At 52.5% G+C, this 23,432-nt stretch carries 20 protein-coding genes; 7 read left to right on the top strand and 13 right to left on the bottom strand.

Going from position 1 to position 23,432, the window contains the following annotated elements; all coding sequences use genetic code 11:
* Positions 1–161: 161 nt before the first annotated feature.
* The 3 genes from ALB80_RS20710 to ALB80_RS20700 all read right to left on the bottom strand — a co-directional run bounded on the left by ALB80_RS20710 (position 162) and on the right by ALB80_RS20700 (position 3,384).
* Entirely contained in the window at positions 162–1,508 is a 1,347-nt protein-coding gene (locus ALB80_RS20710) for a serine hydrolase (RefSeq protein WP_050606006.1), read from the bottom strand.
* A 516-nt stretch (positions 1,509–2,024) separates the two neighbouring features.
* A complete protein-coding gene (locus tag ALB80_RS20705) occupies positions 2,025–2,795 on the bottom strand; it encodes a hypothetical protein (RefSeq protein WP_050606005.1) in 771 nt (256 codons plus the stop codon).
* A gap of 73 nt (positions 2,796–2,868) precedes the next feature.
* On the bottom strand, positions 2,869–3,384 hold the full coding sequence (locus tag ALB80_RS20700; RefSeq protein ID WP_050606004.1) for a DUF805 domain-containing protein: 516 nt from the start codon (positions 3,382–3,384) through the stop codon (positions 2,869–2,871).
* Between the two features lie 559 nt (positions 3,385–3,943).
* Here ALB80_RS20700 and ALB80_RS20695 point away from each other — a divergent pair.
* Positions 3,944–4,243, top strand: a complete 300-nt coding sequence (locus ALB80_RS20695; protein ID WP_050606003.1) for a hypothetical protein — start codon at positions 3,944–3,946, stop codon at positions 4,241–4,243.
* Positions 4,244–4,705: 462 nt separating this feature from the next.
* Here ALB80_RS20695 and ALB80_RS20690 read toward each other — a convergent pair whose 3' ends face one another.
* Positions 4,706–5,437 carry a hypothetical protein gene (locus ALB80_RS20690; protein WP_253276943.1) on the bottom strand — a complete coding sequence of 244 codons (732 nt, stop codon included), beginning with the start codon at positions 5,435–5,437 and terminating at the stop codon, positions 4,706–4,708.
* Positions 5,438–5,810: 373 nt separating this feature from the next.
* Between ALB80_RS20690 and ALB80_RS20685 the strand changes: the two genes are divergently transcribed.
* Positions 5,811–7,343: a phospholipase D family protein gene (locus ALB80_RS20685; RefSeq protein WP_050606001.1), complete on the top strand. Its 1,533-nt coding sequence runs from the start codon at positions 5,811–5,813 to the stop codon at positions 7,341–7,343.
* 246 nt (positions 7,344–7,589) lie between these two features.
* On the opposite strand, the gene ALB80_RS20680 is transcribed toward ALB80_RS20685, so the two are convergent.
* Complete coding sequence (locus tag ALB80_RS20680) at positions 7,590–8,696, bottom strand: alkene reductase (protein ID WP_050606000.1); 1,107 nt, start codon at positions 8,694–8,696, stop codon at positions 7,590–7,592.
* A gap of 121 nt (positions 8,697–8,817) precedes the next feature.
* Positions 8,818–9,552, bottom strand: a complete 735-nt coding sequence (locus ALB80_RS20675; protein WP_253276942.1) for a TetR/AcrR family transcriptional regulator — start codon at positions 9,550–9,552, stop codon at positions 8,818–8,820.
* Positions 9,553–9,984: 432 nt separating this feature from the next.
* Here ALB80_RS20675 and ALB80_RS20670 point away from each other — a divergent pair, with 432 nt between their 5' ends.
* The 3 genes from ALB80_RS20670 (at position 9,985) to ALB80_RS22845 (ending at position 11,106) form a co-directional block, all read left to right on the top strand.
* A complete protein-coding gene (locus ALB80_RS20670; protein ID WP_050605998.1) occupies positions 9,985–10,404 on the top strand; it encodes a hypothetical protein in 420 nt (139 codons plus the stop codon).
* A 129-nt stretch (positions 10,405–10,533) separates the two neighbouring features.
* Positions 10,534–10,737, top strand: coding sequence for a hypothetical protein (locus tag ALB80_RS20665; RefSeq protein WP_050605997.1), 204 nt, complete (start codon positions 10,534–10,536; stop codon positions 10,735–10,737).
* Positions 10,738–10,974: 237 nt separating this feature from the next.
* The gene (locus ALB80_RS22845) at positions 10,975–11,106 is read left to right on the top strand and encodes a hypothetical protein (protein WP_256364033.1); all 132 of its coding nucleotides are present in this window, start codon (positions 10,975–10,977) and stop codon (positions 11,104–11,106) included.
* Positions 11,107–11,165: 59 nt separating this feature from the next.
* Here ALB80_RS22845 and ALB80_RS20660 read toward each other — a convergent pair whose 3' ends face one another.
* Positions 11,166–11,861, bottom strand: a complete 696-nt coding sequence (locus tag ALB80_RS20660) for an alpha/beta fold hydrolase (protein WP_050605996.1) — start codon at positions 11,859–11,861, stop codon at positions 11,166–11,168.
* Between the two features lie 228 nt (positions 11,862–12,089).
* On the opposite strand from ALB80_RS20660, the gene ALB80_RS20655 reads away from it, so the two are divergent.
* Together ALB80_RS20655 and ALB80_RS20650 are read left to right on the top strand one after the other, a co-directional pair.
* Entirely contained in the window at positions 12,090–13,715 is a 1,626-nt protein-coding gene (locus ALB80_RS20655; protein WP_253276941.1) for a murein L,D-transpeptidase, read from the top strand.
* Positions 13,716–13,827: 112 nt separating this feature from the next.
* Complete coding sequence (locus tag ALB80_RS20650) at positions 13,828–16,572, top strand: AsmA-like C-terminal region-containing protein (protein ID WP_083445410.1); 2,745 nt, start codon at positions 13,828–13,830, stop codon at positions 16,570–16,572.
* Positions 16,573–16,583: 11 nt separating this feature from the next.
* Here the strand turns inward: ALB80_RS20650 and ALB80_RS20645 are convergent, their stop codons facing one another.
* The 6 genes from ALB80_RS20645 to ALB80_RS20620 form a co-directional block, all read right to left on the bottom strand.
* Entirely contained in the window at positions 16,584–17,084 is a 501-nt protein-coding gene (locus ALB80_RS20645; RefSeq protein ID WP_083445409.1) for a hypothetical protein, read from the bottom strand.
* A 124-nt stretch (positions 17,085–17,208) separates the two neighbouring features.
* Positions 17,209–18,822 carry a mechanosensitive ion channel family protein gene (locus tag ALB80_RS20640; protein WP_253276940.1) on the bottom strand — a complete coding sequence of 538 codons (1,614 nt, stop codon included), beginning with the start codon at positions 18,820–18,822 and terminating at the stop codon, positions 17,209–17,211.
* Positions 18,819–20,141 (bottom strand): mechanosensitive ion channel family protein, encoded by a 1,323-nt coding sequence (locus ALB80_RS20635; RefSeq protein ID WP_050605992.1) that lies wholly within the window; start codon positions 20,139–20,141, stop codon positions 18,819–18,821. Before ALB80_RS20635 ends, ALB80_RS20640 begins: the two co-directional genes overlap by 4 nt.
* A gap of 151 nt (positions 20,142–20,292) precedes the next feature.
* Positions 20,293–21,516: a carbohydrate porin gene (locus tag ALB80_RS20630; RefSeq protein WP_050605991.1), complete on the bottom strand. Its 1,224-nt coding sequence runs from the start codon at positions 21,514–21,516 to the stop codon at positions 20,293–20,295.
* A 62-nt stretch (positions 21,517–21,578) separates the two neighbouring features.
* Positions 21,579–21,980, bottom strand: coding sequence for a hypothetical protein (locus tag ALB80_RS20625; RefSeq protein ID WP_157054296.1), 402 nt, complete (start codon positions 21,978–21,980; stop codon positions 21,579–21,581).
* Between the two features lie 71 nt (positions 21,981–22,051).
* The coding region (locus tag ALB80_RS20620; RefSeq protein ID WP_050605989.1) for an amidohydrolase family protein at positions 22,052–23,432 on the bottom strand (1,381 nt) is incomplete at its 5' end.

The raw sequence follows: 23,432 nt of genomic DNA, 5'->3' as shown, positions 1-23,432 counted from the left end.
CCGGTGGTGATAAGACCGGCAGTTTCTATTTGTATGCGGCGGTATACTAAAAGTACAGCTCATGCAAGTCTTCCACCTGCGACCCGGTGTCCTGAGCCGATTTCAAACCTGCCCAGATCCCGGTGGATCTGGCCGGTACGGGACCAGGAAAAAGTGGTCTGCTAAGTCGGATCGTCCCCAAAAGCTGAAATCAACGCCTGCGCCAACGGCAAAGAGGAGTAGCCCAACCGAGATGGGGTTAACCCCATCCGAAGAACGACCATATCATGAGACGGGAAAACACCGATGAACTGACCATCGTGCCCCTGCAGCCAATACGCGTCTTCAAAGGGCGGGAAATCTCCCGGAGGCTCCAGCCAAAGATGCCCCTTGGCATAGCGCCCGTCTGATGCAGCAACCGGCTCAACCATCCAGTCCACAAACCCTTCGGGCAAGATCCGGGCATTGTCCCAAACCCCCTTTTGCAACAAAAGTTGACCAAACTTGGCCCAGTCACGGGCTGTTGCATACAAATAGCTGGACCCGATGAACGTGTCGCTGACATCCGTTTCAAGGATCGCCGAGGTCATACCCAGCGGCTCAAACAACGCGGTCTGCGGATATACCAGCCCACCATCAGGCAAGTGATCCTGCCACACCCGCGACAGAATTGTGGTTGTCCCCGAGGAGTAATTGAAATCCGTACCCGCTTTGGCTTCGGGTGCCCGATCCGCTGCAAAGCCAGCCATATCATTGCTGAGATACAGCATCCGCGTCACGTCCGAGACATCGCCATATTCCTCATCCCATTGCAATCCGCTGGTCATCGACAACATATCGGCCACGGTAATGTCCCGGCGGGTGTCCTCGGCCCAATCCGGAAAGCTGTCGACCAGGTTATCCGATAGGTTCATCCGACCGGCTTCAATCAATGTACCGATCAGCCCAGCCGTGACTGTCTTGGTCATAGACCAACCCAGCAAAGGCGTTTGCGCGTCGAACCCGTCGGCATAATTTTCTGCAACAATGCGCCCGTTTCGAACCACGACTACGGCGCGGTAACCTTCGCCCAGCAAACTCTTGTCGGACATGACGGTCTGAATCTGTTGGTCCTGTGACAGGGCAACATCGTTGCCTTCTGGCCAAAGGCCCACAGCTGAACGGGTGGGTGCAACAAGCGACTGATCACTCAAGGCCGCATCATGAACATTTGTGCAGCCCAGCCCTTCGCGGAACTGCGATGTCGCGGGGGCAAAGAACCGAAACAGCCGCGCCTGAACTGTTTGCGCTTCTCGGTCAACGTCGATCGAGACCTGTTTGAGCAACGGATGCCCCGGGGCTTGCACATCCACCGACAGCACCTCTTGTGGATCGCGCCCGGCAATAAAGACGTTCGAACAAACGATTTTTGCAGAGTAGTTCGTGCCGACCTTCAACAGGTCAGGTGGCGCAATCAGAAGATAGCCGACCAGCCCCAGACCGCCCAGAACAACCAGCCCGGCAATTACTTTCAATAGTTTTCCAAACATCCGCAAGAACTGCCTTTGCTGCTGTCTTTTCAAAAAACGTTAGATGCAATCGGGCCGGTTTTTCTACACTTCCGTTTACTCCGTCACAACTGGATCCATGGACGTCCGCTAGGACAATACGTTGACGCCCAAAGTCAATGACCGTCCAGCCTTGGTTTAGCAAGCAGTGCGCCTTTTCACTAACCCAAAAGTGCGACATGTATCCGCCAGTGCCGCTGTAAAGAGAAGCGGCGCTCGAACACGCAAAACCAGACTCATTCAGAACCCAGTCGCGTTGTAGATCCCCGTCGAGATCCACCCTTTCAACCGCGCCCCAATCCAAGTCAAACTGACCGTTGTTGAACTCTGCGCAGGCCTGTGCCGCCAGATCAACCTTTGCCCGCAAACCGGTGGGAAGTTGCGAAACGTCAGCCGCGAAAAGCTGGTGAATTTCAAATTAGAACCGAAACAAGCACAATCCCGGAAACCAAACCTTTCAACTGGCGCACTATTTTGGAAGCCGGTTGGAAGGCTGCATCAATTGCATTGATCATACCTGTAGTCCCCGTACTCCAGCCAGTTCGCCGAGCCCTCGCTAAAAATCAGAAACTCGGACCTGTCCTCCCCAAGCAGGGCGACGACAAATCCGGCGGGCGGCACAGAGTTTCCGAAGTAACTGTAGGCCGTCATGGCTCTGATCGACTCGCCGTTGACCGTTACTCGTGCGTCCCACTCTCCCTCTGGATTGTCCAGAATTACATATTCGATCTGGCGTTTTATCGCTCCGCCACCACAATAGACAATGCCTTCGGGCGCTTCGTAGGAGGCCCCCTGGCTAGCACCTGACTCGCAGGCGGAACGAAGGGACCGAATTGCCGCGCCGGAACCTTTCAAGTCAAAGATTCCATAGCTGACATCTTGATCAATCATCGACAGATTAACCGATGCATTGGCCGCAAGCTGGTCCAGTACAAAACCATAGTCCTGCTGACTATTGAAACTGACCTCGACGGGATAGTTGTCGACGATCTGCACGGCAGCGTTTTCTGCGCCAACCTGATATGCCCCAACTTCGGTGGTGCCGTTCTTCAAAAACCGAATGGAAAGCCCTTGCTTCTGCACAATGTCCTGGCTGTCCTCATATCCAGCCGGAGCAAAGCGGATACGGTCACACTGAAGTTCCAGCGTCATGTTTCCGGTCTGAATAAATGCATTGGGATTAGGCCCGGAGTTGAACGACCACTCCGCCGATGCTGTGGTCGCCATTGCCATCATCAACGCTCCAATGGAAATCGTTTTGAACCTCATTTTTTCTCTCCATGGTGTTACGTTTCGCGCAGTCATTCAGCAGAGATTCCGGCCCGCCGCCCAGGCAACCAGGTTAGGAAACAGGTTCGCCGTATTCGTTTGCGCCTTCTTGGGAAGGTCGCGTCAGCCACCAGATCATCAGGACAGACAGAACCAATTGAAGAATTGAGACAACAACAATCCCGGTCACGCCCAGGACTGCCGCGGGTCCTCGCAATGCATCGGGGTTTTCCGTCCCTTGCTCCAATACCGAGAAGAACGCCACCCCACCCAGCATAACAAAAAGCGTTGTAATGCTGAGCGCCATCGGCAGCAGCAAATACCAGCCAGGTCGCCCTGTATCATGTAACCTCCGCCAACCGGCGGCCACCATTGGTATGAGAACGGCCAGTTGGAAAACAGAGGACAGAACCCGAGATCCCTGTCCTGTTTCGGGATCGGTCCCGAATATGATTGTGTCCAGCACAGCTAAAGCGGCACTCACGAGAACCACAAACAAGAAGAACCACCAGTATTCTGAGCGTATAGCCCGACCGGAGAACTGGAAGTATTTCGAGAAACACGTCTTAACGGCTTCACCAAATCCCATCTTTCAATCCCTTTATTGTTTCTGTGCGGCCTCAAATCGCTTCGCCGCTCAGGGGAACACACTCGCAGCTCCCACTTACTTTTTGTTTGAACGCAGAGGCCTATCGTACGAGAGCGTAGAGAAATTTACGCGCGGAAAAAATATTGATTTATTAAAAATTAGATTCAAACATGCGAATTCGACACAACTTTATTATACCTCCGTTGTTGTCGTTGCTGCTCGCTGTGCCGAGCCCTTCAGACTGCTGGAGTGAGTGCTGGCGGTGGGAAGGCACTTTACAATGATTGAGCGCTGGGAGGACGCGATGCTTAGACTTAACGTACTCGCCCTCTGTCCAGAATTTGCTCTAGCATTTGCTAGTGACGTCATTCGGCCTTCACACGTTATTGTCGGCCCCGATAGTCAACGAAATATCGTCCCGCCGACCAAGCGCCCCGCGGGAAGTTTTGGGAAAGGTAGTCTCAGGATCAAGGTATGTTCAATTGGCTGCACAGACGCGGGAGCTTCAAACAAGCGCATCCAATTTCACTAATTTCAAGGGAACCAGAGGGAGAAGAAAATGACTAACAAGACGGTGATGATTGCAGGCGCGACATGTTTCGCACTGCTTGCGGCCTGCGACGACACGAGTACATCAAGCGCGTCCGCCGAGCTCACGCCGGCTCAGCAGGCGTGTTTGCGAGATGTAGCTAACACGACGAACAATTCGCAAGTCGTGGTGCTCTCATCCGCGTTTAGCGAGGCGGGAACACAGGTCACAGTCGGCGTTGGCGAGGATCGTGCTCCTTGGAATTGCATTGCTTACAGTGATGGCGCGACAGCTGGTATCGAGTTCCTTGGCGACGAAGGCGCATTGTGAGCAGTCTGCTGCATAGCCGATAACGGCTGCGCAGCACTGGCTCGCTCTTCGGGTAGTTCGATTTGGTTTGTAGAATGTCCTGCCGTTACGCGAATTGAAAACAGCTTGCGAAATACAGCCACGGCGGCAATCACACGGCTTGGAAACGAGATTGCCGACAATCTGATTACGCCGGGCATGCGCGACCGGTTTCAACAAGAGATTGTCGCGCTAGCAGGTAACCGTGTTTGCGTCGAGGTCGCGCGCTCCGGAGGCAAATTTGGCTCGCCACAAACCGAGGTTAAGCTCAAGGCCAACCCAAAGGCCAAGGTTCATGATGTGCTCAGCGAGGGCGAGCAGACCTCTGCGGCACTGGCTTCCTACCTTACAGAATTAGCCAACGCAGCGCGTAACTCAGCACTTGTGTTTGATGGCCCCGTTTCCTCGCTTGATCATCGTTGGCGTTCGAAGGTCACTAAACACCTAGAATATCATACAATCTGCGCCCGAGGGCAGCGGCGTTAATCCTTCAGGCAAGGTGGGTGTGTAGTCGAACGTAACAATCTTCGCTCCGCTGTCGAACGCCACGAACAGTTGGCTTGATCCCGGCCTGATAGCGATGCCTTCCGGATCGGTTCCGAACTCCAACAAGCTTTTCTGGGCGAGCAGTTGGCCATCAGCCGTGAACTCATACAGGCTGTTTGACCCTTCCCAGTCATCAACAATCAACATGTGGTCGGTGCGTGGATCAATCGCGATGCCCTGCGCCTCGCTTAACGGAGGAGAGAGTTTCATGGTATCCAACCTCGCCGTGAGGGCACCCTCTGAAGGGAACCAGGACAATTGTTCGGGGTCGTCTTCTACGGTCACGATCTGCCCCATAGCATTGATCGCGATCCCTTCCGTGTCAGCAAATCCACCTTCCAGTTCAAAGGGCGCTCCTAAAGGCTCTCCGTCCTTGGTAACTCGTTGAAGCCTGCCAAGACCATCTCCCAGCAACAAGTGATCCCCTTCAACAGCAATTGCTTTGATCCGGAAGAGATCGCTGGATATGCGTCTCAATTCATCGCCTTGCAATGTGACAAGAACTGCCTCGGGCCCTTGATTCGCGATCCACAACCCACAAAAGGTTGGGTCGTAATCGAGACTTGCGGGTTGATTTAGTTCGTAGCGCCCGGTTTCGCTGAGCTGCAATGCAATGGCCGGGGAAGACACGGCGCAGATCAGTAAGGCTATGGTCCTCGCAAACACTCAGGATGCTCCTAAAATTTGCTTCAGAATAGTGGGACAGTATCGCGACAGGTCAATACAAAGAGTACTTACACTCCTTAAACCAGAGAGCATCACATTATCAGAACAGAGAGACTTAGAACGCGGAAACTGGTTGCGAACGGTGTGGTTCGATGCATTTGGGTTGTGCCGGGTACGTTTGAACTGGGTTTGCGAAAAATTCGCGAACGGACAACATGGCGTTTGTCGGATTTGCGAAATCAACACTAACAAACGAAACAACCTCAAGCTCCTTAGAAGAAACTTGCAATCGTATGCTTGTGCGTAGTCACCTAAGGCATGGGGTTGGAGGAAGCCTATGGCGCAATTGAAGTTCGTGGTTAGTGTTTGTTGTGCGATGTTTCTTGTCGCTTGCGCTCCAAAAACCCGCACATATGAAAAGACGGTATCGGCTGCGCTACCGGTAAATTCGGGCACAGCTTTGGGTCAGGCGGCCAATCGCCTTGGGGACCCCAAAGACGGACGATCAGGCATCAAGCTGATCAGTGATGGAGAAGAAGCGCTCGTTTCACGGCTGCTGATGGCCGCTGCGGCCGAGCAAACGATAGACGCGCAATACTACCTTCTGCACAACGACCCCACGGGTCACCTTTTTGCGGCCAGTCTTTTGCAGGCAGCCGATCGGGGTGTTCGTGTCCGATTGTTGCTGGATGACATGGATACGTCTAGCTATGACGCGATGACGGCCGCATTGGACGATCACAAGAATATTGAAATTAGGCTGTTCAATCCGTTCTGGCGAGATCAGAGCCTTCTGATCGCGGGTCTGACAGATTTCAAACGCATCAATCGCAGAATGCACAACAAGTCCATGACGGCAGACAACGTGTTCACGATTGTCGGTGGGAGAAACATCGGTGCCGAGTATTTTCTGGCGCGGGAAGAAATGAACTACGCTGATCTAGACGTGCTGGCCGCAGGCCCCGTTGTACGCGAGGTGTCACGTAGCTTTGACACTTACTGGAACAGTGAGTTCGCCGTCCCGGCCAACGTGGTCGTTGGAGAACCCGAAGAATTTGACCTTAGCGATGCACGAAGCAGGTTAAATGAACTCGTCGAGGAAGCGAAGCAAACGCAGTACGGCGCAGCCCTCAGAAAGTCAGCAAAAGAGAACTTCGCAGATGGAGCCCTGTCACTGGATTGGCTGCCTGCGAAACTTTATGCTGATCCGCCTTCAAAAGCCGCGGGTCTAGAGAATTCAGACCCCGTCCTGGCATCTCAGTTGCTTCCATATTTTGAGAATGCCAGCAGTGAGGTGAATATCGTGTCCGCCTATTTCGTGCCGCGCAACAACGGTGTGAAATGGCTGACAGAACTGGAGAACCGCGGGGTCGACGTAAAGGTCGTAACCAATTCGCTTGCATCTAACGACGTCGCACCCGTTTACGCGCACTACGCCAAGAAACGCCGAGCACTTTTACGCGGTGGAGTAGAACTCTATGAGCTGCGACCCGACGCCTATCAGGTCCAACGCCGCGGTATTAACTGGGCTCAATCAAGGTCAGGCCTGCACTCCAAAGCATTTGCAGTTGATGACCGGTACTTGTTCGTAGGGTCGTTCAACTGGGACCCACGATCTGTCAACATCAACACCGAGATGGGAATTCTGATTGACTCGCCAGCATTGACTGCACAGACCATGGGTGCCTTGGACGACGTGCTACCCGCATACACATATAACGTGACACTCGAGCAAGCTGGTCAGCTTAAATGGACGACAAGAGATGATGATGGCAACGTCCTTGAATATCAATCCGAACCGACAGGATCAGCCTGGGATCACATAGTTTCCGGTTTCCTAAGTATTTTACCAATTGGGTCCCAGCTTTAGGTTTGTTGGGAAATACTTTGACGGCTTGTCTCCCTACTTGGGGACACGACTAGACTGAAAGGGATTTCACTCTGAAGCATTTCAGCACCTCGCTTGGGCGACCTTCAGTAGAAATCAATCTCGCTTACATCTAGGCGGGCCTCATGATCGCGCCCGTATAGCCTTAACCGCTAGGTGAGCGCGTCCAAAACTGGCGCGCTCACTTTGCTTGGTATTGCCTGTCACTACAGGGTTAAGAGCGATGCATTACTCTGCGGCAACAGCTTCCTCGTCCAGTGCCGGGTAGTCGATGTACCCTTTTTCATTTCCGCCGTAGAGAGTGGCTGGATCGAGCTCATTCAGTGCGGCGTCTTTCTCCAGCCGGTTGACAAGATCCGGGTTGGAAATAAACGGCCGGCCAAAGGCCACCAGATCGACGGCGCCGGTATCAACCGCTTCAATCGCCATGTCTCGGTCGTAAGCGTTGTTGCCCATTTTCGCACCGTCAAACAATTCATAGAGCGCCTTCAGATCGCCACCTTCCGGAATATCGCGCGGGCCGCCGGTCTGTCCCTCCACAAGATGGAGATAGGCCAGCCCATAGCCATTCAGCAAATTGACCGCATGGGTGAATGTCGCCTGCGGGTCGCTGTCGGAGATGTTGTTGGCGTCCGAGAATGGGCTGAGGCGGACACCAACGCGGTCGGCGCCCCAGACATCGACAACCACGTCCATGACCTCTTTCAGGAACCGTGCTCTATTCTCGACTGCTCCGCCATATTCGTCTTCACGCTTGTTGGATTCGTCCCGCAGGAATTGATCGATAAGGTATCCGTTGGCTGCGTGGACCTCGACACCGTCGAAACCGGCCTCTTTGGCGTTTTCTGCGGCCCTCCGGTAGTCGGCAACGATGCCAGAAATTTCATCGATGGTCAGAGCCCGCGGTTCAGATGTTTCAACAAACTGCTCACCATCAAACGTCTTGGCCTTAGCGCCAATTGCGGATGGTGCAACAGGGGCGCCACCATCGTGCTGCAAACTGGTATGCGAAATCCGGCCCACATGCCAAAGCTGGATTACGATCTTCCCGTCCTTGGCATGGACGGCCTCAGTCACTTTTTTCCAGCCGTCGATCTGTGCTTCGGAATAAATGCCGGGCGTCCAGGCATAGCCTTTTCCTTGGGGCGAGATTTGCGATGCTTCCGTGATGATCAATCCAGCACCTGCCCGCTGCGCGTAGTACTTGGCCTGCAATTCATGGACGCTGTCATCCTCGGCTCTTGCCCGGTTGCGGGTCAGTGGTGCCATGACAATGCGGTTTTTCAGCTCGATTGCACCAGCTTTGATGCCGGAGAACAGTTTTTCATCAGCCATTGCTGCTTCCTTCTTTGGTAAACTTCGTTCAGATATTATTGGACCAATCGGTCCAATATTAGGGTCACTGTCTCTTGTTTGAGTTTGTGTCAGGTTTCATTTCCTTATGGTGGCGGGGGCCTTATGGCGAAATCACCAACCGGGCTTGTTTCAGGGTTTGCGATATCTGCTCATCGGGAACGCCCGCCTTACGCAAGGCTAGCGTGCCAATTGCAAGGGAGGCATAGGCGCGTGCCTTGTCGAGTACCTGTCCCGGATCCGAAGGCTCAAGCGCTCTTGCAATAATCTCGTCAATACTCTCCAAATGCTGCCGCCCGAGAGCCGCCACTTCATCATCATGCGGAGCAAGCTCCGTAAGGCAATTGATCAGCATGCAGCCGTCACGACCACCTTGTGGGTTCGCCAAAGCTTCCATTATCGCACCAACGGGGTCATTTCCGCCCGCATCTGCAACGTCACGCAGATTTTTAAGACCACGCCTTGAATAGTGCCTGAGAGCTTTGTGAAACAAAGCCTGCTTGTTGCCGAACGTTCCATAGAAGCTGGACCGGCTCAAACCCATGGCCTTGGTCAGATCATCCACAGATGCGGTCTCGTAGCCCTTGTGCCAAAAAACGCACAAGGCTTTTTCCAAAGCCTCAGCTTCGTCAAAGGCGCGCGGCCTACCCGGGCCTGCGGGTGATTTGATGTCGCCAACTGCGTGAGTTTCTTTGCTCATGAGCAAGATGTGGAATGGTCGGTCCAGAAATTCAAGGTGGCGGTAGAGAATTTTTGGAATGGTCAGTCCGCATTGTGAACAGAGAAAGGAATTTAGGTCGGTAGAAATGCAAAACCTCCCCATCCCGCTTGGTGTCACACCAGTCTTAGGATCGGGACCTTTTGTCTTTTTGCGAGAGTGTCAGAAGAAGAGGATCGAGATCGTAGCAAAGAGAGTCCAACCTCAGTACTAGTTTCCAACATTGGACAGAGTGACTTGTGGCTTTGTCCAATGCGTTGTTGTTGATCCCTCACAAACCAGAGATTGGTTCGGTAGATCCATGGCCAATGCCCTCAGCTTGTGAGGATTACCACCCCAATGAGTAACAAAGCCACGAATTCAGAACTGGTTTTACGAGCATCAGTACGGCGGGCCATTGTAAGCAAACCAACAATAATTTCAGCGCGCTAGGTTAAAAAAGCGAGGTTAGCTGAAGTTAAGTTTGCCCAATGTGAACTTCTTAACTTTGGCTAGAACGATTTTTTGGCAGTATCGTTTCATGAGTTGTTAGTGAGTTCAGTGAGTAAGTAGATGTATTTGCATAATTTCGAGGGGCATTGTTGCGCCGTCAATGACATCCGGATGGATGATTTTGCGCGTGAGTATCCGTTGCTGGACGATGCCGGCGTGCACGCACAATGGCAGAAGGGCTCTTGGCAGATCACGCGGATAGCCGACATCTGGACAAGAACCGGGAAGGTACTTTCTTTGCCTTACAAAGGGGCCAACGCCTATCCATCTTTCCAGTTTGCTGAGGATGGAACCCCGCTTCCTTTGATGGAAAAAGTGTTGAAAGCCCTGCCACGTGAAATGACCCCGTGGCAATGCGCGTTCTGGTTAACCTCACCCAAATTGGAACTCGGAGGGGAAAGCCCGGCAATTCGCATTCAGACCGGCGATGACTGCATAGTCGATATCGCAGGCGAAGCTGGTGGTCTGATGGCAGCTTAGTATTGGGTTTTGGTCACTCATACGTCGTACAGCATCTGGTAAATTCGTGTCTCCCCTGCGTTTTCTGCCTCCGGCAAGAATAGCAAGATCAGGGCACTTACTCCAATCGCAGAGGCCCGTGTAGGAAACATGTCCGGGCTCTCTGACATCTCTGACTACAAGGTCCGAGTTTTTGAAGAAGAAACATCGCATCTCGATATCCCTGCCAAGGATGTGACCGGCTGGATCAAGGGGCACACACGCCGCAGCAGCGTTTGGTATCTGGTTCGAAAAATCGCCGGGTTGGCAGTTCGGGAGATTGAAGCAACGTCTGACAATGAGCAGGATGTGTAGCCAGATGACACCCAACAAAACGAGCAATGAGGAGCATCGGTGCTGAGCTCTCGTCTTTCTGCGCAGTTGCAAACTACTTGCACGGAAGGACGAGGTTGTTTGCAATATTAGAGCCTCTCCGGAAGATGCGCTCGCACGCCAGAGAACTGGCTTACCTAGGGCGATGAAGTATTATGCAAAGTTAGCCAATTGCCCGAGAGCGTCAGATACAAAGGGGAATGTCAGAAGAAGGGCCCAATGAGACGACCGAAGATGGTGCATCGAGATCAATGCCAGCTGATCAGTCGAGACGCGGAATCACATGTGGAGCTGCGGCGCATCTCGCCCGAAGCGCTGGTTGAAGCAGGACAATCGGGATGGATGCAATAACTATTCCTACTCGGGTAATTTCGCGGTCCACGCGCTCGTGCAGGAACCGGTGGCCACCTTCAAATTGCGGACATTAGCATTCGGGCCAAGTCGTCAGGCCTATCGATCATCACGTAGTGACCGAATGGCACCGAAATCGCCGTCCACCCCGGCTGATGCTGATATCGCTCGAAAAACGGTTGGCCAAGCCCTGGGACCCAGCCGGTGGCATAGATGTAGGTCAGCTTTAACACCTTTGCTCCGCCGCTCACCAGTTGAATCGGTTGCTCAAATGTCTTGAGTGGTTGCGCGACAGTTCGGCGGTCCACCCACGCACAGTCTGCTCCATTCACCGAAAAAGCCTCCGCTGGGCCCGGCGCGACTTTACCATCGACGGCACTATCACGAAGCCCTGCCGCGATATCCGCAGGCAAAACGTCCAAGGCAGCCTGCCCATCGCCCGGCACGAGCGCATCGAGGTACACAAGTGAGCGAATTTGGTCGGGCGCTCTATCCGCGACTCCGGTGACAACCATGCCGCCATAGCTATGACCGCACAAAACAATGTCGGAGAGTTCTTCGCACGTGATCACCCCCAGGACATCCTCGATATGCATGGCCAGATCGGTTTCGTCACTCACGAGGTGAGCACGTTCACCCAACCCTGTCAGTGTCGGGGTGAAAACGTCGTGGCCCTCCCTGCGCAGAAGCGCGGCTACGCGCGCCCAGCACCATCCCCCTTGCCACGCTCCATGGACCAAAACAAATGTCGCCATAACCCGCCCAACTCCGTCGATACTGTAATGACATTAGATTCAACAGGGCCGCCTCGTCCACATCATCGTTTGGACGTTCAGCGCCGATCCCCTGCATATCCACACGGCTCTCGAACCCTCTAATCAAATGGCCATACTAAAATCATAAATTACGATTTGATTATACATTATGTATGAGTATCCTCCCACATAGAGATAGCATGTGGAGCGAAGCCGCAGGAGGTATTGGTGGGTCACGTTAAGTCGTTAGTCGCGATTTCGCTAACTGCATTGGTAACAATATTCCCCAACCCAAGTGTCGCAAACGAAATCTCAGAGCAGATTGCTTCTCTACTCGGTGCCAAGTTGGACGTGAGTAACACGCTACCTGACAGCAAGAGCTTAGATGCTGAAATCCTAGTGCCGCGTTTTTACGAAGAGAGGGACTTCACTCCTGCGTGGGCACGCGATGTATTGTCGGACGAACTCTTTGATGAGTTGGATAGTGCAATAGAACAGGGTTTCAGACCAGAAGACTTTGACTTAGCGGAACTTCAAGCCGCATTTAAGGCCGCCCAAAGTGGGGATGTCTCTAATCAAGCATTGTTCGATATTCTGGCAACTGACGCTGCCGTGAAACTGGTTCATCATTTGGTGTTCGGGAAAGTTGACCCAAATGCACTGGACGACGATTGGAACTTCTCAAAACCGGTAATTCAACAAGACCCAGCCGTTGTCCTGAATCAGTTTCTTCAAGGTGAAGGTTTTAGCGCGTTAATCGAACGCATCGATATCGACAATGCGCAGTATACGATGCTTGTCGAAGCACTGAGTAAGTATAGGGCCATTGCTTTACAGGGCGGTTGGACCAATGTTCCGGATGAAACCGTTCTTAAACCAGAAATGGTAGATCCTGCCGTCGCTAAGCTGCGCGAAAGGCTGGCGGCAGAAGGCTACGTTGAAACAAGCAGTTCTTCTGAAGATGGCGAAAACGGCACAAACCCAGCTTGGGTTTACGACGATAGCTTGGTGAAATTAGTCAAATCTTTTCAGAGTCGGCATGGATTGGAAGCCGATGGGGTCATTGGCGGGAAGACGTTCGCATCGCTCAACAAACCGGTGGCAGATCGCATAAACAAGCTGCGTCTCAGCTTGGAACGCGGCCGCTGGCTTATGCGGGAAGTCGACGACGAATTCGTGCTGGTGAACATTGCAGGAGCCCGCACATATTTGGTCACATCGGATGGCACGCTTTGGACCACTAGATCAATCACAGGGTCAGCCTATCGAAAGACCCCGGTGTTCCGAGACGAAATCAAGTACATGGAATTCAATCCCACCTGGACCGTTCCCGCCTCGATTTTTCGCAAAGACAAACTTTCGCGCATCCGCAAGGATCCAGCCTATCTGACACGCAACAACTATGTCGTTCGGAACAAGGATGGCCAGACAATCCCCCCAAACGCTGTAAACTGGGGGGCGAAGAACCCCGGCGTGACCCTGGTTCAGCAACCGGGCCCGGACAATGCACTGGGTTTGGTTAAGTTCATGTTTCCAAACAAATACGCTGTATACTTGCACGACACAAACGACAAAACCCTTTTTGACCGAAACGAGAGAAATCTCAGTTCCGGCTGCGTTCGCCTTGAGTATCCGTTCGAGTTCGCGAGCCTTCTGATGGAGGGAGAGCCAGATTGGAGCCGACAGAAGATGCAGTCCATTCTGGATAGCGGGAAGACAACGCGCGTTGATCTACCTGAGCCAATGCCAGTTCTTTTAACATACTGGACAGCGTGGGTCGAAGACGGGGTCGTTCATTTCCGCGAGGACCCATACGAGCGGGATGCTCGTATCCTGGCAGCTTTGGACCGATGAGCACGAAGTGCACGGCGCGAGAGAACCGAATTATGTGCCCAACTTGTCCAGTAGTTTGGCAAACGCCGAATTAAAGATAGACAAAACGGCGTAGGCGACGACAGGGGGATGCATGAGGACTTGGCTGTTTAGAACAATTGGGATTGTCGTACTACTTGTGTTTGCAACAATCGCATTTGTTTGGTTGCTACTTGCTGCTCCGCTATTCTCGGGGATGCGACGTGACCTGGTCGAAAAAGTCCTTTCAGAACAAATCGGACAACCGATTGTGGTCAATGACGATGTAAGTATCGCGCTTGGTCGCATTACCCACATTTACGTCGGTGGTGTGGTTATCCCGAGCCAAACTATGCCGGAAACATCTCTTGCAGAATTGAACCTTCTGGAACTGGAATTGGATGTTGCTGCTTTGGCCAATCGGCGTCTGCACTTTGATAACCTCGTCGTTGACGGTCTCCAGGCGAATTTCCTTACAGCTGCTGACGGCACTACAAGTTGGCGAAAAGGCCGACCGACGCCAAATCCTGAACCCGAAAACGCCACGGAAGAGGACAATCAAGAAGATATAGCTGAGACAGGCGGGTCCAATGAGAGTGACTCAGAAGGTAGCGGGATCCTCTCATTTCTGAGCGACAAGAATGTAAGTTTCACATCCATTGGTTTGAACATTGATGATCAAACATCTGGCTTTTCGTTCGTGTTTGACCTCCAGTCTCTCGCTCTGGAACAGGTAGACCAAGGTCAAAGAACAAAGGTCTCGGGGACAGGTTCCGTCAACGGCCAAAGTTTCGAAATCGAGGGTGACTATCCTCATAGTGCACCGTTTACGACGCACGCCAATTTTGGCGAAATGACGGTAAGCTATGACGGTGAACCATTTTCGGAAAGCGAGGGTGGCGGCTATCGTGCCGTCTTGCAGATGGACACTGGTGAGTTCGGTGACTTTCTTGAAGTCATTGGGCTGGAGCGCGTTCTGGAAGGGAATGGCCAGCTGCAAGCAGAGCTTGTTTCTCAGGACGCTCTGAAAATCGAGACTTTCACGACCAGTGTAAACCTTGAGGACGGACAGCGACTTACAGCAGAAGGATCGATGGAAAACCTCTACACTGCCCAGGGCGTTGATCTGTTATTTGACGCTCGGCTGTATCCTGAGGGGCAGCCGCCGAACGCAGCAAAGAGTTTCCAAGAGCTGAAGTTTACAGCCTTTGAAATGCACATGGTGGGATCACTTTCGTCTTTCGAGTTCGAGAAACTTCTGTTCCAAACTAACGCATTTGACCAAGGCCTGGACGTGATCGGGCCAGCCTCTATCGAACGCATTCGCCGAATGCCCGATGGTCGGCTTGCCATGCTGGGCATCGCCTTACAGGCCGGACCCATTGAGGACCCAATTCTAAAGGCCGACGGCGAAATTCTCGACCTGCTTCAACTTCAGGACGTGACCTTCGAAGGCACTCTCAACGGGCCAGCCAAATTGATTTTGCCAAATATGGATGAAGATTTTGTCGATCAGCTCGGTGGCATAAATGCCGACTTCAGCTTGTCCAATGAAGGAGGGCCTGTTTCGCTCAACAGGTTTAACGCAACCACTTATGGCACAGATCTTTGGGCGCTTGACCTCGCGCTATCGGTCAGCGAATTGAAAGGGCTGTCAGGCCTTGATTTTGACGTGGAACTGGATGTCAGCGACGGAGCCAGTTTTCTGACTGCGCTCAAGTTACAACCTGTCGAGATTGGCGCACTTGCCGTCGATGCAGAGACGTCGAAGCAGGGCGAGGACTTCACTGCCTCAATTGAGTTTGCAGCCGGTTCGTCACACCTTCTGGCCGCTTTGGATGCAAAATTTCCCGAGGGCGCTTCTGTAGTTCGCGGAAACGTTGCGAGTAAAAGGCTCGATTTAGACGATCTAAAAAACCTGACCGCTACGCTGGACCAGCTTAAAAACTTGGTAGGCGACGCTTCAAAAGATCCTGAAACCGACGTACAGCCCTTAGTTCTACCGAAAGAAACCAACGTACAGCCCCTGGTTTTACCAAAGGAGAAAGGAAAGCCTGCCGATCTTCTGGATGTGCAGCGCGTACTGAGAGAGGCTGACGTCGAGGTACAGATCGACTTTAAGGAAATTGTTGGCCAACAAGGCGTAACTTCTGTTTCCAGCCAATTGTCTGCAAAAGAAGGGACCGTAGATTTTGGCCCGCTCCAGATGGCATATGGCGGTGGAAACTTCAGCCTACGGGCAGTGATGGATCTGATTGACTCACCTGATTGGCTCTCCGTGTCGGGGTCAACCTCGGGATGGGAATTCGGAGAGATTCTCGATGAACTGGGTATCGGGATAGATGCCTATGGGCGTTTGAGTGGTGAGTTCAACGTTTCAGGCAATACCGCGTCGGGCAAAGCGTTTGTGAATTCCATGCGCGGCAATGCTTCTTTGTCAATGTCACAAGGCTATGTCAGCACCAGCCTTCTGGAGTTGGCAGGGCTTGGTATTTTCCCTTGGCTGTTCTCAGAGGAACTCCGTCAAGGTTACACGGACATAACATGCGTTGTGGCACCAATTAAGATCGAAGTCGGCCGGGTAAGCTCAGATTCTATCGTGGTTGAAACGGGTTCTGTTCAATTGGTGGCCAAAGGCCAAGTGGATTGGGTCAAAGATACTATTGCGATCAGGGCGGAACCACGTCGAGTTGGCAAACCGTTATCCCGTAGCGCGTGGCCGTTTGATGTGACTGGCCAACTTTCGTCACCGAAGTTCAAGTTGGATGTGGGCGGATCCAGAAACAAGGCTCCGGAAGGCGCTGATGCGATGCCAGCAGACAGGCAACCGTGCGTGCCAGACATCAATCAACTGCAATAGTCGGTCACGACCTAGTTCTTGAGTGGTTCCGGCTGTTCTGCCTGACATGTCAAAACGGCCTCGATGGCTTTCGAAGACCCACTCAGATCAAGTTCTACTTCGGCTCCACTTTCACCAATTATCGTGACGCTTTGGCGCTTGCCGAATTCGGTTACAAACGCAGGGTTGTCGAAAAAGGCATACCCCCCGGGGACGCCATTCTTAAAAACACCTACGGCTTCGCCTTCAAACTTTGCGTCACCAAAATCGAAGTTCACGATGCCGGTCGACCCGTCCTCAATCTGAACCCAGATCGGATTATAAGCGGCGAAGAAGCCGCCAGCCTGATTTGGTGCGACGCCAATCTCAACTGTCATGTCGCCTTCGAATGGCTTCCAAGCGAGACAGCCATTTCCTTTCTCAGGATCGATTAAAATTGTCCAGTCGCCGGACTCGCCCCACCGCTCCATACCAGCGGCAAGAGCGGCACCCGCGAAAAGCACTACTATTGCGGTCAGCAACCCTCTGCTCATCTGACACCCCAAAACGTTTTTAAGACTACGTCGTTGATCTTACCCATTGCTCTGGATCAATCAAACTAATCCATCGAACCGCAGTGACGGAGTTAAGTGGATCCAGAGTGGAAGTAATATTTTTTTACTCCGCTATTTGAGCAAGCTTTCCATCCCATTCCTCAGTGGGAATCTTAGGACTTGGCGGGTCAGCCATGTAGGACGGTGTCATTATTTGCGTACCGTTCTCGTTGAACACTTCCACGATGTTTTGGTGTAGATCAGACAGAATCTTAGGCAAACTCGATCCCCGAGACGTGTATGCGTTGATTTCGTAATTGATTGCGTAGTCGGCCAACTGTGTCCAAAGCACAAAAGGTTCCGGGCTTTTTCTCAATCCCTGTGTGCGATGAGCCGCCTCTATCAACATTGCTGTAATTTTTTTTGGCGGCTCCTCGTACCCGATCCCGACCGTTGTGTGAACGACAAGGCCTCGACCATCGACTTTTCGCGAATAGTTCACGACCTCTGAGTTCAACAACTGGGCATTTGGAATACTGATCATTTCATTTTTGATGGACTTGATAAGTGTTTCCATGAGCTTGATTTCGGTCACGTCCCCTATCTTGTCTCCGACCATTATTCGATCACCAACATTCGTGCTGCGCCGATAGATGACAAAAAGACCTGCCATCATGTTCGATACAACTGTGTTGGATCCCAACGAGACCATGATACCGGCAAGAATTGTCAGGCCTTGAAACGCCCGGGAACCTGAGCCCGGAATGTATGGGTAAGCGAACACCAGTGCGATCACGATGACCAAAGCCCTGAACAGCATGTTCGTCGGCGCGATCCAATGCGCCTCGAAATCTTTGATTTCGAATGCACCGTTTTCCAGGTTTTCAAAGAACAGGTCTAGGCCACGGATCGCAAATCGACATAAGGTTGCAATAATTACCAGCATGATCAGATTTGGGATGTACCCAACGACAGCCAGCACAACATTTATCAATGGCTCACTGACGTACTTAAGAAGAACTTGAGCAATGGCCTGGGTTTCCGCGAACGACAGCAATACCAAGGACAGGTAGTAGTAGAAAAAGAACAGAAACAGCACCCACATCAGAGCATGAATTGAATAAACGATGATAGACGCGATTGCTCTACTTCGTAGTATTGACTTTGTAGCTTCCTCAACGCTTTCCGCTCTCTTTTCCAAGTTGTTTCTGACGTAGCCTAGAAACTTCTTCCGTTTAGCAAAGAAGAAGTATGACACCAGTGCAAATATTGCTGTCCAAGCTACAGCGGCCAGCGCGCTGTCAACGCGGCCTTCGTTGGATCGCGCTTCCCGGTACTTTAATATGGCATTTTCGATGGCATCTGCTTGCAGCCCGGCCAGAACTTCAATGTCCATCTGTTCGTGGTCTGCGTCAGCCTGAGTGGTAATAGTGACCATATGGCCGTCGACGCGTACGAGTTGTCCAAATTCAGCCCGAGAGATTTGGATGTCGACCGTTTTGCTCTCTGATTTATCCGCGACCTGAGCAATTCTTTCTTCAATCTTTGTGGCCCTGTCCGTTGCGGGCAATGCGCTGGATCCGCGGACGACAAAAAGTTCATCCCCATCGACAATAACCGGTGCTATGAATTCGGGATCTTCTCGCTCCTGCTGTGGCAGCAGTATTTCTTCTGACTGGGCCGAGGCTACACTGCAAAGAAGCAGAAAGGACATCACCCATATTACTAATGCTCTCATGCCTTTGCTCCTTCCACTGGGATCAGGTGAACATCGCGCTGCGGGAACGGTATTGATATTCCCTCTTGGTCAAACCGCTCCTTGGCTTGTCCTGTGAGGTCCCAATAGACAGTCCAATAGTCATCAGACTTGGACCACGGTCGACAAAAGATATTGACTGAATTGTCGCCAAGCTCACCAACAAATATTTCTGGATCAGGCGATTTCAGGCATAATTCGTGCCTTGCGACTAATTCCTTCAGCACATCGATTGCGTGAGCAGCATTGTCTGAATACGCGATACCAAAAACCAGATCGACGCGACGCTCATCAGATGCGTTGACATTTGTGATTACGTCACCCCAGATCTTACTATTCGGCACAATGATGATCTGGTTGTCGAAGGTTCGGATTTTTGTCGAAACGACCGACATCTCGTCAACAAAACCAGATGACCCGCCAACCTGAATATAGTCCCCGGTATCGAATGGCTTTAAAACCATGATCATCAGACCGCTAGCGAGATTGCCCAGCGTTTCCTGAAGCGCAAAGCCAAGAATGAAAGACAAACCACCAAATATTGCAAACAAAGGAGTGACGTTCACACCAAACAAGGCAAGCACAACCAGAATACCGAGAATAAAGACCGCCCAAAACACTGCGGTCGCAATGAATTTCTTAAGCATCCGCGAAATTGTAGGTATCTTTTCAAGGCCGCGCTCAGTTAAACGACGCACCATTTTGGCGACAAACATCATGACCCAAACAGCAGCCAAAACACCCAACCCAGCCAATAAAAGACCAGCACCTCCTTCCCAGGAAACCAACCATTGGAGAGCGTTATTAAATAGCGTCTGAAAATCCGTTGTTTTAAGAACGCCAGTTTTGAGCGCTAAGAGATAATCTGTATGCGGTTTCAGATCTTCTTCTGCAGCACCCTTTAGGGCCCATTCATCCAAGACCAGAGTGTAATTATCCAAAATTACGGTGCCGGTATCGTTTATTAAAGACAGTTGTGATCTCAGGTCATCTTCTTGCGCTTCGTTCCCGGCCTGAAGGCTAAGATTGATACGGGCAATTTCTTCGAGTTGGTTGCGGACATGGTCTTGCCAGGCAACAGCAATTTCCGAAAGCTCGTCAGTCGTCAGCGGAACAAGCAGTATCTCCAGGTCGCCAGCGGAAATCGATTTGTCGGCAACCTGAGTTAAGAGATCTTCTTGCTGTACCTCAACAGGTTCCTGTTCACTCGCCGCGTTCTGTGCGTACGCTGGAACAGCGTTTGACGTCGATACCGCCGCAGCAAAAAGCAAAATAACCAAACCGTAGATGTATCGCGCCATGACACTAAAGCTCCCACATAAAGACTGAAGAGATCATAAGGCGACCGAAAAGGTCTGCCACTATGAAAAAGTTGGGGGCGACCCACTCACTTGCCGCCCCCGCCATTCTGGCCAAAATTAAGCCCGAACGGAATTTGTTACCCGGCATGCATCAAAGATTGACCCTCAGTCTTAATCCTAAAACCAGCGGGTCGTTCGAGTTTGATCCGGGATTTTTCAGGTATTGCACGTCTGCCGTCAGCGCCAGATTGTCAGCCAGGTCCAGACGGTAGAAAGCTTCAAGTGTCGTTTGATTGGGCAATCCTGGTGACGTCAGGTCGGCAACAGTGGCCGCTATGCCAAAGAGATCATCATAGGTGCCAGGTCGCCACATCAAGCCTGCGTTGATAGCACGCGTGGCCAGCGCACCCCCGCCATTGGACCATCCCAGCCGTCCGAAGATCATCAGTTGGTTGTCAAATGTATGGTTGGCAGAAAGTGTGGCTCCATATGTTTCCGGAACGCCTCCTTGTTGGCGCGCATCTGTGTGAAACATCCCCAAATGAACATTCGTAAGAAATCGTTTTGATTTTTCGGGCGTCCAGCCGATCTCGGCGTATTTGTAGAATTCGCTACCCCCGGAAAACCACTCGATGTCTGTGAGAGACCCATTGGCATCGCTAACTACCCCTAACGCGTAAATCTGATCCGTCAGATAGCCGCCGACGGTGACGCCAAAGCCTGGATCTGGGATTGGCAGTACGGGGCTAAACAGGATTGAATAGTTCGAAAAGGTCGTTCGTGGGTTCACGTAACCCAGAATGTCAGAGTAGTCGCCCGGATCAATCCGACCCACCACCACTCCTCCGCGTCTGTTTGCGAAGGCTTGTTGCCAGTAAGCTACCGACAAGGTCGTGTTTGTGTCCCCAAACGTGACCGCGGTTGCCCCTTGATATCCAATTTGCGCAGGCAGTCCGGAGGGTGCAATGGACTGGCCCAACCGGTGTCGGTTCTCCAGAATAAAGACAAGGCTACCCGGGTTTTCGCCACCCCGGTTTGCCAATTCCCACGTCCCGATCATCCTAAGCTGACCGGATGCAGATTCGTCCTGCCCGGTCAGGCTGTGAGAGCTGCGCTGGTATAGCGCCTGATAGTCAAAGCTGAGCGCCAATCCGGTGTTTTCCCGAAATCGACCCAAAGCGGTCTCGGCTGGATCAATGGCACGGTCCAAACCTGGCCATCGTGAGTCTTCAAGTCTGCGCAACCTGTCTTGCTCCTGCTGTGCGCTGGCTGATCCCGGACCACCCAACGAAACCTGGGCTGCGGCCTCCAGTTTGGCCTGTCCAGCGTTTTCCTGTGCGTCAGCAGCACCGCCAAATAGTGCAAAGGCGCTCAATAATGCAGTGGCAAGGGTCGGTCGTGGTGGAAGATACGATCTCTGGTGCGACAAACTTCCAATCACTTTACGTCATCCACAGCTTTGATTTCGGGAACACGTTCCAGCGCCACAGCCATTTCGGCGCTGCTCATCAATTCGATCATCTGGTAGTCATCCAACAAGCCGTCGCCGAGGCGGCTGACATAGAAGGCTTGGATAAAGGTAGGGTCATCTGGCAGGGAGACGGTGATGTAGTTCTTCCCGTTCCCAAGTCCCCAGTAATAGCTCAAAAGCTCTCCACCGAGCGCTTCGATCCCACCCTTCACCGAGGCTGCGCGATCCCCCGGATTGGCGATCTGCAATTCCCAAGCGGTGCTATTGGACGTGCCAATGAACAAAAACGTACGCATGCTTTCGGCGTCTTCAGCTGCGGCAATTGAACCACAGATCGCCATAAAGACGCCAAGGCTGAGATGTTTCACAGTCTTTCCTTTCAGGGAAGGTTTCTTGGCTGAAGTGTGGGTTATCAAAGATAGACCACCCCACTTTCCTTTTATTCCAGCGTATTCTTGTAGAATTTGCCGTCCTTCATGATGACACGGATGGTGTCGAAACCTTCTTCACGCGGTTCCGCGTCAAACCATTTCGGTTGGGCCCCCAAGACAGAAAGATCTTCAAGCGGGTTGCCATCGACGATCAGGATATCGGCATAGGCTCCTGCCTGGATCACCCCCAACTGCTCTGGATAAGGATTACGTTGGCCAGTCAGCTGTGCCAGTTCGCCCGCGGTCGACGTAGCGGAGACCAGCATAGCATAATTGCCGAACCAATCGGCAAACTGGTACTTTTCGAAATCGCGATGGGCACGGCCCTGATCGAGCGTTGACAGTACTGTATCAACGTTGTGCACGACCTTAGGTTTGTACTTCTTGACAAGCGCGATGAGATCCTTGCTTTGGTCATGTGCAACCGCAAGCTTGATGCCTGCTGGCGTACCTGGTGCAAAGTTGGGGTGCTCAAACAGGATTGGTGAGAACCCGGCGGTATTGAGGGACCAGAATATCCCTTCATCAGCCATGCGCTTCACGGTTTCTTCTGTGACCATCTGGCCGTGTTCAATGACCTTGACGCCCGCATCCAGTGCCATTTGGACAGTTTCGTCCGTGTAGGCATGCGTGAAAGCATAAGTGTCAAAAAAAGCAGCAACGTCGACCGCTGCCTTTATTTCTTCCACGCTGTATCCAACGGACCAAAGCGGGTCCAATTCCGAGGAAACTCCGCCGCCGACGGTTAGCTTGATTTGCGTGGCCCCATAGCTGAGGTTCCGGCGCGCGGCCGTTCTGATTTCGTCTACGCCGTCTGCAACGACCGCGAGATTGAGTTCTTCCACCTGTGCGACGGGGCCACCTTCAGCCCGGGCACGAGGGCTGCGCCAGTCCGTGTGACCAGATTGTGGGCCGATGCACGCGCCGCTCGGGTAAATCCGTGGCCCTACAAGGATATTCTGATCGATCAGCTTTTTCATCGCATCGCCTTGGCCACAGGCATCGCGAACCGTTGTGTACCCATCCATAAGGTAATCACGCGCGTTTGCGACCGCCATCGCGCCAACGCCGTCCCAATTCGCATATTCCGCGCCACCAAAGCTTGTGAACAGACCGGTCAGGTTCAGGTGGACGTGACTGTCGATCAGCCCCGGCATCAATGTGCGACCACCTCCATCCACAACCGCCGCGCCAGGCGCGTCAATTGCTTGGGTGGACACTTCTTTGATCAAGTTGCCTTCAACCAGAACGCTGGCGTTCTCGATCCGCGCCTCATTTACTCCGTCAAAGACATGGACGTTGGTGAACAGCGTTTGCGGTAGGGTATCCTGTGCAAACGCGGCAGTGGCCGTGCAAAAAACCAGGCTCGCGACCGCAGCCGCCTTTGTT

The organism is Ruegeria sp. 6PALISEP08 (genome assembly GCF_001238295.1).
Taxonomy (GTDB): domain Bacteria; phylum Pseudomonadota; class Alphaproteobacteria; order Rhodobacterales; family Rhodobacteraceae; genus Ruegeria.
The sequence above is the reverse complement of the archived record's forward strand: the minus strand, read 5'-3'. Positions and strand labels throughout refer to the sequence as shown.

What these genes read in the sequence shown, in the direction of transcription:
- ALB80_RS20695 (WP_050606003.1), top strand. Translation starts at nt 3,944, where the DNA reads ATGACTAACAAGACGGTGATGATTGCAGGCGCGACATGTTTCGCACTG.
- ALB80_RS20660 (WP_050605996.1), bottom strand. Translation starts at nt 11,861, where the DNA reads ATGGCGACATTTGTTTTGGTCCATGGAGCGTGGCAAGGGGGATGGTGC.
- ALB80_RS20710 (WP_050606006.1), bottom strand. Translation starts at nt 1,508, where the DNA reads ATGTTTGGAAAACTATTGAAAGTAATTGCCGGGCTGGTTGTTCTGGGC.
- ALB80_RS20650 (WP_083445410.1), top strand. Translation starts at nt 13,828, where the DNA reads ATGAGGACTTGGCTGTTTAGAACAATTGGGATTGTCGTACTACTTGTG.
- ALB80_RS20705 (WP_050606005.1), bottom strand. Translation starts at nt 2,795, where the DNA reads ATGAGGTTCAAAACGATTTCCATTGGAGCGTTGATGATGGCAATGGCG.
- ALB80_RS20640 (WP_253276940.1), bottom strand. Translation starts at nt 18,822, where the DNA reads ATGAGAGCATTAGTAATATGGGTGATGTCCTTTCTGCTTCTTTGCAGT.
- ALB80_RS20700 (WP_050606004.1), bottom strand. Translation starts at nt 3,384, where the DNA reads ATGGGATTTGGTGAAGCCGTTAAGACGTGTTTCTCGAAATACTTCCAG.
- ALB80_RS20635 (WP_050605992.1), bottom strand. Translation starts at nt 20,141, where the DNA reads ATGGCGCGATACATCTACGGTTTGGTTATTTTGCTTTTTGCTGCGGCG.
- ALB80_RS20665 (WP_050605997.1), top strand. Translation starts at nt 10,534, where the DNA reads ATGTCCGGGCTCTCTGACATCTCTGACTACAAGGTCCGAGTTTTTGAA.
- ALB80_RS20645 (WP_083445409.1), bottom strand. Translation starts at nt 17,084, where the DNA reads ATGAGCAGAGGGTTGCTGACCGCAATAGTAGTGCTTTTCGCGGGTGCC.
- ALB80_RS22845 (WP_256364033.1), top strand. Translation starts at nt 10,975, where the DNA reads ATGAGACGACCGAAGATGGTGCATCGAGATCAATGCCAGCTGATCAGT.
- ALB80_RS20680 (WP_050606000.1), bottom strand. Translation starts at nt 8,696, where the DNA reads ATGGCTGATGAAAAACTGTTCTCCGGCATCAAAGCTGGTGCAATCGAG.
- ALB80_RS20685 (WP_050606001.1), top strand. Translation starts at nt 5,811, where the DNA reads ATGGCGCAATTGAAGTTCGTGGTTAGTGTTTGTTGTGCGATGTTTCTT.
- ALB80_RS20670 (WP_050605998.1), top strand. Translation starts at nt 9,985, where the DNA reads ATGTATTTGCATAATTTCGAGGGGCATTGTTGCGCCGTCAATGACATC.